General features: G+C 44.1%; 12 protein-coding genes, 1 pseudogene and 1 riboswitch. Of the genes and pseudogenes, 9 read left to right on the top strand and 4 right to left on the bottom strand.

Going from position 1 to position 15,090, the window contains the following annotated elements:
- Positions 1–191 precede the first annotated feature (191 nt).
- Positions 192–1,478, top strand: coding sequence for an NCS2 family permease (locus tag FS666_RS13650; protein WP_144462958.1), 1,287 nt, complete (start codon positions 192–194; stop codon positions 1,476–1,478).
- Positions 1,479–1,810: 332 nt separating this feature from the next.
- On the opposite strand, the gene FS666_RS13655 is transcribed toward FS666_RS13650, so the two are convergent.
- Together FS666_RS13655 and pckA are read right to left on the bottom strand one after the other, a co-directional pair.
- Positions 1,811–2,812, bottom strand: coding sequence for an aromatic ring-hydroxylating dioxygenase subunit alpha (locus FS666_RS13655; protein ID WP_144462959.1), 1,002 nt, complete (start codon positions 2,810–2,812; stop codon positions 1,811–1,813).
- A gap of 309 nt (positions 2,813–3,121) precedes the next feature.
- Positions 3,122–4,711 (bottom strand): phosphoenolpyruvate carboxykinase (ATP), encoded by a 1,590-nt coding sequence (pckA, locus tag FS666_RS13660; protein ID WP_144462961.1) that lies wholly within the window; start codon positions 4,709–4,711, stop codon positions 3,122–3,124.
- Positions 4,712–4,934: 223 nt separating this feature from the next.
- Positions 4,935–5,052: riboswitch (SAM riboswitch) on the top strand.
- Positions 5,053–5,280: 228 nt separating this feature from the next.
- Between pckA and metK the strand changes: the two genes are divergently transcribed.
- Both metK and asnB read left to right on the top strand, forming a co-directional pair.
- Positions 5,281–6,480, top strand: coding sequence for a methionine adenosyltransferase (gene metK, locus FS666_RS13665; protein ID WP_144462962.1), 1,200 nt, complete (start codon positions 5,281–5,283; stop codon positions 6,478–6,480).
- A gap of 424 nt (positions 6,481–6,904) precedes the next feature.
- Positions 6,905–8,794, top strand: coding sequence for an asparagine synthase (glutamine-hydrolyzing) (gene asnB / locus FS666_RS13670; protein WP_144462964.1), 1,890 nt, complete (start codon positions 6,905–6,907; stop codon positions 8,792–8,794).
- Here asnB and FS666_RS13675 read toward each other — a convergent pair.
- Both FS666_RS13675 and FS666_RS13680 read right to left on the bottom strand, forming a co-directional pair.
- Positions 8,785–9,609 (bottom strand): C39 family peptidase, encoded by an 825-nt coding sequence (locus FS666_RS13675; RefSeq protein ID WP_144462966.1) that lies wholly within the window; start codon positions 9,607–9,609, stop codon positions 8,785–8,787. The genes asnB and FS666_RS13675 overlap by 10 nt on opposite strands.
- Before the next feature lie 91 nt (positions 9,610–9,700).
- The gene (locus FS666_RS13680) at positions 9,701–10,222 is read right to left on the bottom strand and encodes a gamma carbonic anhydrase (protein ID WP_144462968.1); all 522 of its coding nucleotides are present in this window, start codon (positions 10,220–10,222) and stop codon (positions 9,701–9,703) included.
- A gap of 132 nt (positions 10,223–10,354) precedes the next feature.
- Between FS666_RS13680 and FS666_RS13685 the strand changes: the two genes are divergently transcribed.
- The 6 genes and pseudogenes from FS666_RS13685 to FS666_RS13710 all read left to right on the top strand — a co-directional run bounded on the left by FS666_RS13685 (position 10,355) and on the right by FS666_RS13710 (position 14,793).
- Positions 10,355–11,149, top strand: coding sequence for an alpha/beta hydrolase (locus FS666_RS13685; protein WP_144462970.1), 795 nt, complete (start codon positions 10,355–10,357; stop codon positions 11,147–11,149).
- Positions 11,150–11,176: 27 nt separating this feature from the next.
- The gene (locus FS666_RS13690; RefSeq protein ID WP_144462973.1) at positions 11,177–12,277 is read left to right on the top strand and encodes a tetraprenyl-beta-curcumene synthase; all 1,101 of its coding nucleotides are present in this window, start codon (positions 11,177–11,179) and stop codon (positions 12,275–12,277) included.
- 126 nt (positions 12,278–12,403) lie between these two features.
- Positions 12,404–12,589 (top strand): carbon storage regulator, encoded by a 186-nt coding sequence (locus FS666_RS13695; RefSeq protein WP_144462975.1) that lies wholly within the window; start codon positions 12,404–12,406, stop codon positions 12,587–12,589.
- A 73-nt stretch (positions 12,590–12,662) separates the two neighbouring features.
- Entirely contained in the window at positions 12,663–13,424 is a 762-nt protein-coding gene (locus FS666_RS13700) for a flagellin N-terminal helical domain-containing protein (RefSeq protein WP_144462977.1), read from the top strand.
- Positions 13,425–13,767: 343 nt separating this feature from the next.
- A pseudogene (locus FS666_RS20325) lies at positions 13,768–13,881 on the top strand (flagellin); the annotation flags it as partial.
- A gap of 42 nt (positions 13,882–13,923) precedes the next feature.
- The gene (locus FS666_RS13710) at positions 13,924–14,793 is read left to right on the top strand and encodes an APC family permease (RefSeq protein WP_144462981.1); all 870 of its coding nucleotides are present in this window, start codon (positions 13,924–13,926) and stop codon (positions 14,791–14,793) included.
- Positions 14,794–15,090 lie beyond the last annotated feature (297 nt).

Here is a 15,090-nt window from a genome sequence, read left to right on the forward strand (position 1 = left end):
GTGGAACACCCTGAAACCCGAGGACAAAGAAGGCAATATCTAATTCCTGTTTTCTACTCTACCTATGTTATAATTAATTGCTTTTTGATATTAGGTGTTCTTATACATTGAAAATAGTAAGGTATTTTCCTTATGTAAACCTTTTAGCCAAAGAGGTTAAAAAGTTTTCTCAATTTCAGGAGGTGTATTGAATGGCTCTTTTTAAACTGAAGGAAAACAAAACAAACGCCCGGACAGAATTGACAGCGGGCGTAACCACGTTTTTCACGATGGCATACATTATCGTGGTAAACCCGGCTGTTCATGCTGCTGCTGGCGTCCCATTCGAACAAGTATTTATGGCGACGATTATTTCGTCCATTATCGGAACGTTGATTATGGCGTTCTTTGCCAATTATCCGATTGCCGTTGCTCCGGGGATGGGCTTGAATGCCTATTTTGCGAGTGTGGTGGCTTCTCAGGGGATTTCGTACCAGGTTGTGTTCGGCGCGGTGTTTCTGGCAGGGGCGATATTTGCCCTGTTGAGCCTGACAAAGTTCAGGGAGACATTAATCAGTGCTATTCCTGAATCATTAAAGTATGCAATCACTGCCGGCATCGGCTTATTTATCGCATTTTTAGGCTTTACGATGTCCGGGCTTGTTGTCCCGGGCGAGGCAAATATCATTGAATTCGGTAATATCCGCGATCCGATGACAGCCTTAACGATTGTGGGACTTTTTATTACACTGATATTGATGGCAAGAAAAATTAAAGGAGCATTATTTTTAGGAATGGCCGCCACCGGGCTCATCGCCTATTTTACTGGGCAGCTGGAATTCACAGGATGGGTATCCGCTCCGCCGACACCTGTTTTCTTCGATTTGGATATAGTTGGCGTCTTCAAGCAAGGAATTTATTCGGTATTATTCGCGTTCCTGTTGGTAACCATCTTTGAGACGACGGGGACAATCATAGGGGTTGCGGAACAAGGCGGCTTCATGAAAAACGGGCACTTGCCAAGGGCTAAGCCGGCTTTGTTTGCAGATGCGGCCGCAACAATGGTAGGGTCAACATTCGGGACAAGCCCTTCAAGCGCCTATATCGAATCTTCAGCCGGAGTGGCTGCGGGCGGAAGAACAGGACTGACGACTGTTGTTGTGGCAGGATTTTTTGCCGTATCCATCTTCTTCACTCCGATCATCGGGGCTATTGCCAATGTGGCGGCAATTACAGCACCTGTCTTGATCATCGTCGGCTGTTTAATGATGGACGGGCTGGCACATATTAAATGGAAAAAGTTCGATGAAGCTTTTCCGGCTTTTGCAGTCATCATGGCCATGCCATTGACATCAAGCATAGCAACGGGGATTGCTATCGGCTTTATTACTTATCCATTATTAAAATTAGCTACCGGAAAAGGGAAAGAAATTCATTGGATCATCTACTTATTCGCTGTGATTTTTATTTTACAGATGTTGTATTTTCCGGCCAATTAACAAAACCGTCAAGGAGCAGCTTTCGTTGCTTTCTTGACGGTTTTTTCTTTTAAAGGGCGAATAAATTTAAATGTATGTAAGGTGACGGGCAGCTTAGCTTACCGTACATTCAGTTTTTCCGCTGCTTCGGTAGGTGAACAGGCGCTTAGCCTCCTGATTAATCTTTTTTCCTCTGGCTCGGTAGGTAAACGCGCTTGGCCCCCTGAGTATTTCCTTTTTCCGCTGCATCGGGAGTTTTCAGCATTAGATGTCCCAGCTCACTTTATGAAGGTTCAGGCAGCAAGGTACCCAACCGAGTATCAGTGTTCATTGCTCGATCACAATTCCAACCGTTATTCCACACCCAATTTCACACCAAGCTTTTTCAAATACTGCCGATAGGCGATGCTCATGCGGTCGCATACTAGCGACAATTCGACTTGTAAATCAAGTGGCAGCTCTTCCGGCTTTTGGTTTTCGATGATTGGCTTGTCCTCTTCAAAGATTTCATCTTGGAAGGAAACGATCTGTTCATCCGTCAATCCCGTATCATAATTAAATGATTCGATAGCGTATGCGACGGAAGTCTCCTCATCGACGGGCCTGATGGTAAATGTAATGGACATAATTGAGTCATCTTCAGGATCTCTTTTGGAAAATTTCACCGTACAAGGGCGAAGGATTTCATACGTATAATACATAACCTTCGCTTTGCCGGTCCCATCCGCGTCAGGCTGGTAGACAGGGATTTCATCTGAATAGATCCGTCCATCTTTTTCGTGGACTTTATAGTCTTTGATTTCGCGGTGTTCTTCAGATCCTAGGGAGCCTTCGTGAACAACGGCAAGATGGCCGACATCAAGGAAGTTTTCCGCAACGCGCGGCGGCTTCGCTTTTGCTTCTTGTGGTCCCCAAATGACATGATGGAAAGAGTCGTCTTCCGATTCGGAATGGCGGAACATCTCCGGCTCGTTTCCTGCAAAATTGACCCAGATTAGCCCGTACTTTTCTGTACAGCTGTATTTGAAGGCTTTTGCCTGTGTTGGAATTTTCCGGCCTTCCGGCAACTGCGGGATGTGGACGCAAGCGCCGGTTTCATCGTATTCCCAGCCGTGGTAAGGGCAGACGATGCAATCATTCTTCACTTCTCCCAAAGATAAGGCCGCACCGCGGTGGCAGCACAGATCCTTGAAAGCATGCACGCCTTTGCTGTTCCTAAAAATAACCAATCTTTCACCCATCAATTTAATTTGGATGGGCTGCTCTTTCACATCAACGGAACGGCAAGCAACAAGCCAGTCCTCCAAAAGAACTTGATCATCCAGTAAGTTGCTTCGATTTAAAGTAGTTGCCATTTAATCCCCTCCACTTTGATTGCTCTATTATGTAATAATCACTTTCTGTATCAAATGAACTTAACATGAACATCATTCCGCGGTCATTGGGCCGCGTAGCCAATGCCCGGTTTCGATGAACCAGCCCTTGGTAGGGCATTAGATACCGGGCCTGAATGTTAAGTTTTAAAGCTCATTTAATATTTATTATAACTTTTCCAGTGGTTTGTGACTCCTGAAATTGTGTTAAAAGTATTACCAATCCGACATAAAAAAACCGCACCTTTTATTGTAGGCACAATTGAAGGTGCAGTTGACTTTTATTTTATTTTATTTCACAGCCGGCCCACCCAGTTCAGCGATGGATTTGTCGACATGGTCAAACTTTTTGAAGTTATCTTTGAATTTTCCTGCAAGTTCTTTTGCTTTTGCTCTGTATGCATCTTTGTCGTCCCATGTTTTGATCGGCTGCAATACTTCGTCAGGTACACCTGGTACGTGAAGCGGAATGGAAAGGCCGAATACTTCATCTTTCGCTGTTTCCACGTTATCAAGCTCGCCGTTTAAAGCAGCCTGAACCATGGCACGAGTGTAAGCAAGATTCATTCTCTTGCCTACGCCGTATGAGCCCCCGGTCCAGCCAGTGTTGACGAGGAAAACTTGAACGCCGTGCTCATCGATTTTCTTACCGAGCATTTCTGCATAACGTGCTGCAGGAAGAGGCAGGAACGGTGCACCGAAGCATGTGGAGAATGTTGCTTCAGGTGAAGTGACTCCGCGCTCTGTTCCGGCAAGCTTGGATGTGAAACCGCTAAGGAAGTGGTACATTGCCTGCTCTTTTGTCAGCTTGCTGATTGGAGGCAATACTCCGAATGCGTCAGCTGTCAAGAATACGATGACAGATGGATGTCCCGCAATGCTTGGTTCCACGATATTGTCGATGGCTTGGATTGGGTATGCAGCCCTTGTATTTTCAGTCAGTGATGTGTCATCATAAAGAGGCTCGCGTGATTCCGGATCGACAATGACATTTTCCAAAACAGAGCCGAATGTGATGGCATTATAGATTTGCGGTTCTTTTTCGTAAGATAATCCTGCTGTTTTTGCATAGCATCCGCCTTCGACGTTAAAAACGCCGTTTGGAGACCAGCCGTGCTCGTCATCGCCGATCAAGCGGCGGTTCGGATCGGCTGAAAGGGTTGTTTTACCTGTTCCGGACAGTCCGAAGAAGAGGGCGACATCGCCTTCAGCGCCAACGTTCGCGGAGCAGTGCATGGATAAAATATCCGCCTCCGGAAGTTCGTAGTTCATGACGGAGAAAATGGATTTTTTCATTTCGCCTGCATATTCTGTACCGCCGATCAATACGATACGGCGCTCGAATGAGACGATGATGAATGTTTCTGATTTTGTACCGTCAACTGCAGGATCTGCTTTAAACCCGGGTGCAGAGATGACAGTGAATTTCGATTCATGGTCAGCCAATTCTTCGCCGGTAGGGCGGATGAACAATTGGTGGGCAAACAAGTTGTGCCAGGCATATTCGTTGATGACCTGAATCGGCAGGCGGTATTTTTCATCAGCACCTGCAAATCCTTTAAATACGAAGATTTCTTCCCTTTCCTGTAAGTAGGAAACAACTTTTGAATACAGTTTTTCAAATACCTCAGATGAAATCGGCTGGTTCACAGAACCCCAATCGATCTTGTCTGTGACAGACGGTTCATCAACGATGAATTTGTCTTCAGGGGAGCGGCCTGTATATTTACCAGTTTCGGCACGAACGGCACCAGAAGTTGTCAGAACCCCTTCTTTACGGCTCAGGACCTTCTCGACAAGCTGTGGTACTGATAACTGCGTATGAACGTTCTGTCCGTTCAATAATTGCGCTAATTCGCTTTTGATGCCTACTGAACTCATATGTTTACCCTTCCTTTGTTTAAATATTTAACTTTACGTTTACTTGAGAAATAGTATAACACATTTAATTGATTAGTCTATACTAATTTTGCATTATTTCTTGAACAGGATTTGACTAAATGGATTTTATTTTTGAAGGGAATGGTAAAAATAAGCCTATTTCTTAACTTTCCCGGTTGACATTGATTTATGATGTAAGTTATGATTTTGAGTTGAACGGATACTCTTATCCTGAGATGGCGGAGGAAACAGGTCCTTTGAAGCCCGGCAACCTGCCGTCCTGCTTTGCAGACGGAAAGGTGCTTACCTGTAGCAAGGCGAAAAGCCTTGGGCGATAAGAGTGAAAGGCTCGGAACACATCAACTAAACCTTTCCTCAACTTCATGTCAGGAAAGGTTTTTTATTTTAATCAAATGTGCTTCTATAAAAAGGACAGAGTACCGTTGAATGTATAAAATTATTTTATCACTGTAAAAGAGGTTGTTCAAAAAATCCAAATGATGAGCGGCGAATCTCTTTGTTGGCTTGTTTGGCAGCTTTTTGAACACGCACCAAAAGGAGGAGCTTTGATGTCTAAAATTCGGCATTTATTTACCTCAGAGTCTGTTACAGAAGGACATCCGGATAAGATTTGTGATCAAATATCTGATGCGATATTGGATGCGATTCTTAAAGAAGATCCCAATGCCCGGGTTGCCTGTGAAACATCCGTGACTACAGGGCTGGTGCTCGTTGCCGGAGAAATTACGACGACGACTTACGTGGATATTCCGAAGATTGTCCGTGACACAATTAAAGAAATCGGTTATACACGTGCGAAATATGGATTTGATGCTGAAACGTGTGCGGTCATCACATCCATCGACGAGCAGTCTCCTGATATAGCAGCAGGAGTGAACACGGCTCTTGAAGCAAGAGAGGGGAATATGAGCGAAGAGGAAATCGAGGCGATCGGTGCAGGGGACCAGGGCCTCATGTTCGGTTTTGCGTGCAATGAGACCGAGGAGCTTATGCCGCTGCCTATTTCACTTTCTCATAAACTTTCAAGAAGGCTGGCCCATGTGCGGAAAGAATCCATTCTTTCTTATTTAAGGCCTGATGGAAAAACCCAAGTCACTATTGAATATGACGAAAATAACCAACCGGTGCGAATTGATACGATCGTTTTGTCCACTCAGCATCACCCTGAAGTCGAACTTGAGCAGATCAAAGCGGATATTAAGGAACATGTCATCAAACCTGTCGTGCCTGCGGAACTGCTTGATGATGAAACGAAATACTTCATTAATCCGACCGGACGCTTTGTAATCGGCGGCCCGCAAAGTGATGCGGGGCTGACAGGAAGAAAAATTATTGTTGATACGTATGGCGGATATGCCCGCCATGGCGGAGGAGCTTTCTCAGGAAAGGACCCCACTAAAGTTGACCGCTCTGCTGCCTATGCTGCTCGCTACGTTGCCAAAAACATTGTAGCAGCAGGACTTGCCGATAAATGCGAAGTGCAGCTTGCCTATGCGATCGGTGTTGCGCAGCCTGTTTCCATTTCGGTCGACACTTTTGGTACAGGAAAAGTTTCGGAAGAAAAGCTTGTGAAGGCCATCAGGGAAAACTTCGACCTTCGTCCGGCCGGCATCATCCTCATGCTCGATCTGCGCAGGCCGATTTACCGCCAGACAGCGGCATATGGCCATTTTGGCCGTACGGATATTGATCTGCCATGGGAAAGAACGGACAAAGCGGAGGCGCTGATCCGCTCTACATCAATTTAAAGAAAAAGGCGAAGGTGCGATCGGCATCTTCGCTTTTTGAATGGAAGGCTTGCAATTCTTGGGTACCCCTATTTTTGCAGTAAAGACCTGCAATGCCTCCCGAGTATCAGGTTTGATCGCATGTTCGGTAGTCATAGCCCCGGAATGCCTTCCGAGTATCAGGTTTGATCGCATGTTCGGTAGGCATAGACCCGCAATACCTCCCGAGTATCGGGTTTGACCGCATGTTCGGTAGTCATAGACCCGGAATGCCTTCCGAAAATCCGCTAATCAGACATCTTCCACTTTTCTAATCAGAGTTCGCTTACGTTTTTCTAAATTTATCGCAATAAAACTGCCAAAGTGAGGCAAATAATGATAATATAAAAAAGGTGTGCAGATTATACTCACAACGCTTGAATCTTATTAAGTAGGTGACACTTACATGTGCGGTTTTATCGGGTGCATGCATCATCATGCAAGAGAAGAAGCAAAGACTGACCAAAAGTTTCAGCAAATGAACAATATTATCACTCACCGCGGACCTGATGATGAAGGATATTTTCAGGATGAATATGTCCAGTTCGGCTTCCGCAGGCTGAGCATCATCGATATTGAGAGCGGAAGCCAGCCGCTTTCTTATGAAAACGAGCGCTATTGGATTATTTTTAATGGAGAAGTATATAACTTTGTCGAGCTTCGTGAAGAGCTGGCAAAAAAAGGATACACATTTGAAACAGACTCAGATACTGAAGTCATTATCGCTTTGTTCAGTGATTTAAAAGAAAAAGCCGTGGAAAAACTACGCGGCATGTTTGCCTTTTTGATTTGGGATAAGGAAGAACAGGAATTGTTCGGAGCAAGGGATCCGTTTGGAATCAAGCCTTTCTTTTATATAGAGGAAGAAGACCGTTCGTTTTTTGCATCAGAAAAGAAAAGCATCCTGCTTGCCATGGATAAAAAAGAACTGAATACCGAAGCTCTTCAGCAATATATGACCTATCAGTTTGTTCCGGAGCCGGAAACGATGACCCGCCATATTAAGAAGCTTGAGCCCGGCCATTATTTTACGAAAAAACCGGGCGAATCCATGAACATTAACCGCTACTGGAGAGCAAACTTTAAGCCGGTCCAGCATAAGCCCGAAGAAGATTTCATCAAGGAAATCAGGGATGTTTTGTTTGACTCGGTCAATATCCATATGCGCAGTGATGTGCCGGTCGGTTCATTCCTTTCCGGCGGAATCGATTCTTCCATCATCGTTTCAATTGCTAAACAGTTCCATCCGAACATTAAAACATTCTCGGTCGGGTTTGAACGCGACGGCTTCAGCGAAATTGATGTAGCAAAAGAGACAGCTGACAGGCTTGGCGTTGAAAATATCAGCTATGTGATCAGCCCGGAGGAATACATGCAAGAGCTGCCTAAAATTATGTGGCATGCGGATGATCCTCTCGCTGATCCTGCCTGCGTACCGCTCTATTTTGTTGCAAGAGAAGCAAGGAAGCATGTAACGGTCGTTCTTTCAGGAGAAGGAGCAGATGAGCTTTTTGGCGGATATAATATTTACAGGGAGCCGCAATCTCTTGAAATGTTCGATAAAATTCCGGAAGTGGGCAAGGCTCTTTTGAGGTCGCTCGCCAAAACATTGCCTGAAGGCGTTAAAGGAAAAAGCTTTATTGAGCGCGGTGTAACACCGATGGAAGAGCGCTATATCGGAAACGCAAAAATGTTTTTGGAAGACGAGAAAAAAGAATTGTTAAATCATTTCCATCCTGATATCAGCTATCTTGATGTGACAAAGCCGCTTTATGCAGAATCGGCAGGATATGCCCCTGTTGAACGGATGCAGTTTATCGATATCCACACTTGGATGAGAGGCGATATTTTACTGAAAGCGGACCGGATGACGATGGCTCACTCACTCGAACTCAGGGTGCCATTCCTTGATATAAAGGTATTCGAATTGGCTTCCACAATTCCAACGAGCCTCAAAACCGCAAACGGAACAACAAAATATGTTTTGAGAAAAGCGGCGGAAGGAATTGTCCCGGACCATGTGTTGAACCGCAAGAAGCTCGGCTTCCCGGTGCCGATCCGTCACTGGCTGAAGGATGAAATGTATGACTGGGCGAAGGATATCATTAAAAACAGCGAAACGGACCATTTGATCAACAAACAGTATGTTTTGAAACTGTTGGAAGATCATTGCCAGGGGAAAATGGATTACAGCCGCAAAATTTGGACGGTGCTTGTATTCATGGTCTGGCATGCGGTATTTATAGAGGAACGATACAATTTTGAAAAAGAAATGGCAGCAGTTGCTCACTCATAATTATAGGTGAGCGCCTGGCTGCCCATTTGCACCCACGATTTCTCGAAATCGCCGATGGGTGCTTTTTTGTTTTTCTTTCCTGTAAGGGGGTCATTGAAGTATATATTTTTTTGATCGTACCCCGTGATCAGGACGGAATGCTCTTTCTTTGTAATTTTAACAGGCCCGGAATCGGTTTCCCATGTTTCAAAATAAGAATCAGGCAGCTCGCGGTATTCGGCATTGATGATGACCCAAACAGGCCTCCCGTCAGACAGCGGAATTTTTAATTCCTCAAACGACTCACCCGTCAAATTCACCAGTCTTCCAGGCAGATACTTTTCCCCCAGCTCCATGATGGGTTCGTGGTATACGCCAAGCCCCGGCTTGCTGAAGTCATACATATCCCCCACAAATCCTCTATGGGGATTTCCGAAATATACTTTTCCATTTTTCACTGCGTAAGGAGCCGGATCTCTCTTCACTTCTTTGGCAAGCGTCATTTTATCAACCTTTGTTCCTGCGCTTTCAAGGAGCATGGCAAGTGAAGTGACTTCACAGCCGCGAGGAAGCTCAGGCAGCTGCTCAATGACGGGGAAGTCCAATAAAACCTTATCTTTTATTTCAACCAGCTGAATATCATTGTTTTGCTGAATTTCCTGGGATGCCGTTGCTTTTTGATTATCTGCCTCATCAATCGTATTAAATAGAACGAGAATGAATGTGCAAACAGCTATAAAAAAGGCAACAAACGCCTTGGAAGAACTTCGTTTTCCCAAAAGAAGAATGAGTACAAAACCAGAAATTACAGCTAACGAAATTGGCCATGCATTCATATAGAATCTCCTTTTTTAAATACTCCATTATGAATTACATCGGCAAATAAGGACAACATTCCACTGTTTTGTGTGAAAAGTATTTGAACCTTTATGTATCTTTTTGCATAGCTTGATAATAGAGGCCTCTTTCGGCATACTCCTTTGAAATGCGGATCATTTCGGCACGGTCTTCTTCGTTCACTTCCCGGATCACTTTGGCCGGACGCCCGAAAGCGACGGTGTTTGGAGGGATGACTTTTCCTTGCGGCACAAGACTTCCGGCCCCGATAAACGCTCCTTCTCCGATTTCCGCTTTGTCCAAAATGATGGACCCCATGCCGATCAAAGCTTTTTTCCTTATGACGCAGCTATGCAAAATCACCTGGTGCCCAACTGTGACTTCATCTTCAATGATCAGAGGGTTTCCCGGACTTTGATGCAGGACGGAATTGTCCTGAATATTGACTTTTTCTCCAATAATGGTTGGAGCTACGTCACCCCTGATTGTACAGTTGAACCAAACGCTGGAATTCTCCCCGATGACGACATCCCCCGTAATGGTGGAATAATCGGCGATAAATACCGAAGAAGGAATCTTGGGAGACTTTCCCTTATATGGGTAGACAGCCATAACAAACATCCTTTCATTAACTTTATAATTCTATCATAGCGAAAAACTGCGTAGGCCTCTATGTATAAGAGAGATTCTTTGGCAGAAAAAGGGTAGAATAGCATTAGATGAATGGGAAAAGGAGTCTGGATAATGCGGAAATGGGAAGCGGAAGGAAAAGCCAGGGGCGTCATCATCATTGTCCATGGAGCTATGGAGCATCACAGGCGTTACAGCTGGCTTAGGAATATGTGGGTGTTGAGCGGTTTTCACGTCGTGATGGGGGACCTGCCGGGCCAGGGGCTGACAACAAGATCGCACAGAGGGCATATTGATTCATTTGATGAGTATGTGACGGAAGTGAAGAAGTGGTTACAGGAAGCGCTGAAATATCGTTTGCCCGTTTTTCTTCTTGGACACAGCATGGGCGGTTTGACAGTCATCAGGCTGCTTCAGGAAGAAAAACAGGATATAGCAGGAGTGATCCTGTCATCACCGTGCCTTGGGTTAGCCAACTATCCGCCTATGCCGATCAACGCGTTGTCAGTCGGCCTGAATTGGATTGCTCCCGAGCTGAAGGTAGACAGTCATTTGGATGTGGACCTTGCCACGCGCAACCGCGATGCGAAAGACCGCGCATTGAATGACAGCCTGTTTGTGACGAAGGTTTCGGTCCGCTGGTACAGGGAGCTTTTAAAGGCGATGAAAGAAGCCTTCACAAACATTTCGAATTTTCCTGATGTTCCTCTTTTGGTTATGCAGGGCGGAGATGATAAAATTGTGAATAAAATCGATGTGCAAAATTGGTTTAACGGGCTTTCCATATCCGAAAAGCTTTATAAGGAATGGCCGAAATGTTATCATGAAATATTCAATGAACCGGAAAGAGAAATGATTTTTGACTATGCAAAAAGCTTTGCCGAACTTCGGCTGCGGCTTCTTCAATAATAAAAAGTAAGTCAGGTGATATCATTTATGCTGCCAACCCATCCTATATCGCTCATGAATAAGGTCTACCGGGAAATCATGCCGGCAGTTCATATGGAGTTATCCTACTGGAAAGAGCGGGCGGGAGCGATTCCAAACGAGGAGCTGAGACGGCAGGCTCAGGCAAGTATACAATATAAAACTTTTCACTGCGAAGGCGGGGCAATCTTGGCCCTTGCCGCTTTGGAACATAAACAGGATGCCGTTAAATTCATCGTGGCTTATCAGACGATCAGCGATTATTTGGATAATCTGTGCGACAGGAGCACTTCACTGGATCCGGAGGATTTTGCGGCTCTGCATGAATCCATGGAAGACGCATTGACGGTGGGCGCATCGGAGCGGGATTATTATCGCTTTCGTGATGACAAAGACGACGGAGAATATTTGGCCGATTTGATGAAAACGTGCCAGTCTGTCCTTGACAGGGTGCCTCATTATGAAATCATCAAGCCTCACTTGCTTGAACTTTGCAGGTATTATTGCGATTTGCAAATACATAAGCATGTTTGCAAGGAAGAAAGGGAAGAGCGTCTCAAGAAGTGGTTTGCCGAACACGAGCGCGTTCTTCCAAAGATGGGTTGGCATGAATTTTCAGCCTGTTCGGGATCGACGCTCGGCATTTTTTGCCTCGTTTCCTATGCTTTGAGAGACGATTTCGAAGAAGAGCATGCGGAAATGATCCGTGAAGGGTACTTTCCGTATATTCAAGGGCTCCATATTTTGCTTGATTATTTCATTGATCAGGATGAGGACAGGGAAGGCGGGGACTTGAACTTCTGTTTTTATTATAAAAATGAAGAGGAAATGCTGAACCGCTTCATCCATTTCATTGAGGAAGCCGATAGGCACACGAAACATTTGCCTGACAGGAAATTCCACAAGCTGATCAACCGCGGTTTGCTTGGAGTTTATCTTTCCGACCGCAAAGTGAACAAGCAGGCCAGCGTCAGGGCACTGGCAAAAAAAATCATGAAGCGCGGCGGCCCGATCAGTTACTTCTTTTATTGGAACGGCAGGGCGTACCGGGCTTTTCAGAAGAAATTTGCAGGTACGGGAAAACTCGTCTCACCGGCAGTAAAATCATAAAAATGAAACGCTCGTCCTTGAGGGATGGAGCGTTTTTAATTTGAAGGAAAAAATTTTATCAAAAACGTTAAACATTCCATGGCCCTGCCGATATAAATAGTGAATCATCAGGGAGGATGATCAGCCATGGCGTTGGTAGTAGGAAGAAAAGTGGGAGAAGCGATCATCTTGGAGAACAGCCAGGATGACACCCAAATGCGAATAGAAGTAATCAAGGATGACGGCATGCTTCGCTTGAAAATCGAAGCTCCAAAACACATTCAGATCTACCGTGAAGAGATTTACGGGGAGCAGCGCAAAAATCGGTTATAACCTATCCAGGTTGTAATAAATCAAACAGGCAAAGGGATGTGCCTGTAAAACAAAACAGGGAGGTTGATTGATTATGATCATCAATCACAATATTTCGGCGTTAAACACATACCGCCAGCTATCAGCAAACAACACAGCAGTAAAAGGCTCTTTGGAAAAGCTTTCTTCAGGCCTTCGTATCAACCGTGCAGGAGATGACGCTGCAGGACTAGCAATTTCTGAAAAAATGCGCGGACAGATTCGTGGTTTGGACATGGCTACGAAGAACGCACAAGATGGCATTTCTTTAATCCAAACTGCAGAAGGTGCATTGAACGAAACACACAGCATCCTTCAGCGTATGCGTGAATTGGCAGTACAGTCTGCTAATGATACGAATAATGAAGTAGACAGAACAGAACTTCAAAAAGAATTTAATCAATTACTAGAAGAAATTGATCGTATTTCTGGAGATACAGAATTTAACACCAAGACATTGTTAAATGGAAGCTTTACTGGTAAATTCCACATCGGTGCTAATGAAGGCCAAAGCATTGAACTTTCAATAGCTGATATGTCCACAACCGGTTTATCCATTAATGATCTAACTGTTGACGTCGATGCTGATGACTTTGATCCTTCTACTGCCTCTGGTGGTATTATTACCCAAAGTGCTGCTGACTCAGCTATCACTACTATCAATGATGCAATTGAAAAAGTGTCTGCTGAGCGTTCAAAGCTTGGTGCTTACCAGAATCGTTTAGAACACACTATAAATAATCTGGGTACATCTTCAGAGAATTTAAGTGCAGCCGAATCACGTATCCGTGACGTAGATTATGCTTTAGCTGCTTAGACAGTAACAAGCACAGTCGTCCTAGCTGGTAACGGCTAGCGATTATGATCGGGTGAATTGCTGGAAACCCCTTAGAGCTTTTCTTACCACAACGAAGTTGGAAACGACAACCGTGATGGTGTGAAAAAAGAAAAGATTGGGCAATCAGCAGCCAAGCTCCTGTCTCGAAAGAGTGGAGAAGGTTCAACGACTAGGATAGACCATCTAAGGCTTTGCTACGATGATGAAATCCATAGGTGAAACAATGTCCATCAGCATTGTGGATCCGAAGTGCCCGACCCCTACTAGAATCCTAGAGGGTGAAGATATAGTCTGGTCATTTGTGAAAGCAAATGTTCGCACGATGGCGAAAGAAATGATGGAATTCACCAAGAACAACATCCTTTCTCAAGCAGCGCAAGCGATGTTGGCTCAAGCAAATCAGCAGCCGCAGGGAGTTTTACAGCTTCTTCGTTAAAAGAATTAAAGGGGACTCTAGTTATGCTAGGGTCTCTTTTAATTGAAAAAGTATAGCTTGGGAAAAAATGGAGGGGTTACTTTGAAAACGCCCTATTTTGTTATTGGAATAGGAATATATCTCTTAATAGTAGCAGTGTTACGTTTTTTGGGGGTCAGTGTGTCAGGAGTCGTTATTGTTTTATTTTCTGCCGTTGCCGCTTTAACAAGCATCGCAGATCTTTTTGAAATTCTTAAATATAAAAAGGCACAAAATGCCTCTTTAATAATTGCCTTTTTGTGCTTCTTGACATCGTTGCTATTCATGTTTCTTTCTGAAACTATTATCTTTAAATATACAACCTTGCTCGGCGACGGTTTTACAATCCTTGCTCTTGGAATTGTTATTGGAGTATTTGGAATTAAGGATGTTAAGGATTTATCTAAAGAAACAAGCCCCAAGGAACTAAAAAAATATAAATTCGCTATTACATCTAATGAATATAAAGAAATGAACAACATTAATGACATAATAGAACGGTTAAAAAAAATAGATGAAGAGACTTTGTCTTATAATAGAGTTCATAATGGCTGGGCAATTTTAGTTGACACTTTAACTGAGCATTGGAATCGTTGGAAAGGACCATTCTATGATGGGTTAAACCGTAAATATTATTTTGATTTCCTTACCAAGTTAAACCATGTTGCCGGGGAAATTGGAGACATTGCTAATCCTGACTATAAGGGTTTCCATTCTAGGAAAATAGATATGTGGGATGAAACCATAGAAATTACAATTCAATCAGCAATAAGTAACCTGTATGTTCCGACTATAGTTGACATTAATGAACAGATGGTAGAAGTTCTTAATGAATGGGATAACTTTAAAAGAATTATAACTGAACGTTACGAAAGGGAACGTGCAGAACAATAAGGATAAATGCTGTCACAATCAGAACTCCATAAAACACGCCCGGTGTTGGAGGATTTTTTCATGGCTCAAGGTGCAAACGAAACGTGTTGTATTGCAAAAAAATGTACTTGGCAAATACATCCAATATTACTAACCAAATAGAATTGATTACTGCTAGTGGAAATAAACGCGAGAAATATGCACAGAAGGTTGTGATTTGCGATTAATTGGGGGACATCTTGGCGAATTCGATTTTAGTTTAATGGCGTCATTCAGCCAACTAGGTTGAGTAGGGTGCCTAGTATAGCGGCATGGTGG

The sequence above is a fragment of the Siminovitchia fortis genome, assembly GCF_007681465.1.
Lineage (GTDB): Bacteria > Bacillota > Bacilli > Bacillales > Bacillaceae_C > Siminovitchia > Siminovitchia fortis.

Bases quoted from the DNA above. Each gene is read 5' to 3' on its own strand.
- FS666_RS13700 (WP_144462977.1), top strand. From the start codon at position 12,663: ATGATCATCAATCACAATATTTCGGCGTTAAACACATACCGCCAGCTA.
- FS666_RS13655 (WP_144462959.1), bottom strand. From the start codon at position 2,812: ATGGCAACTACTTTAAATCGAAGCAACTTACTGGATGATCAAGTTCTT.
- FS666_RS13690 (WP_144462973.1), top strand. From the start codon at position 11,177: ATGCTGCCAACCCATCCTATATCGCTCATGAATAAGGTCTACCGGGAA.
- FS666_RS13650 (WP_144462958.1), top strand. From the start codon at position 192: ATGGCTCTTTTTAAACTGAAGGAAAACAAAACAAACGCCCGGACAGAA.
- FS666_RS13685 (WP_144462970.1), top strand. From the start codon at position 10,355: ATGCGGAAATGGGAAGCGGAAGGAAAAGCCAGGGGCGTCATCATCATT.
- asnB (WP_144462964.1), top strand. From the start codon at position 6,905: ATGTGCGGTTTTATCGGGTGCATGCATCATCATGCAAGAGAAGAAGCA.
- FS666_RS13680 (WP_144462968.1), bottom strand. From the start codon at position 10,222: ATGGCTGTCTACCCATATAAGGGAAAGTCTCCCAAGATTCCTTCTTCG.
- metK (WP_144462962.1), top strand. From the start codon at position 5,281: ATGTCTAAAATTCGGCATTTATTTACCTCAGAGTCTGTTACAGAAGGA.
- pckA (WP_144462961.1), bottom strand. From the start codon at position 4,711: ATGAGTTCAGTAGGCATCAAAAGCGAATTAGCGCAATTATTGAACGGA.
- FS666_RS13675 (WP_144462966.1), bottom strand. From the start codon at position 9,609: ATGAATGCATGGCCAATTTCGTTAGCTGTAATTTCTGGTTTTGTACTC.
- FS666_RS13695 (WP_144462975.1), top strand. From the start codon at position 12,404: ATGGCGTTGGTAGTAGGAAGAAAAGTGGGAGAAGCGATCATCTTGGAG.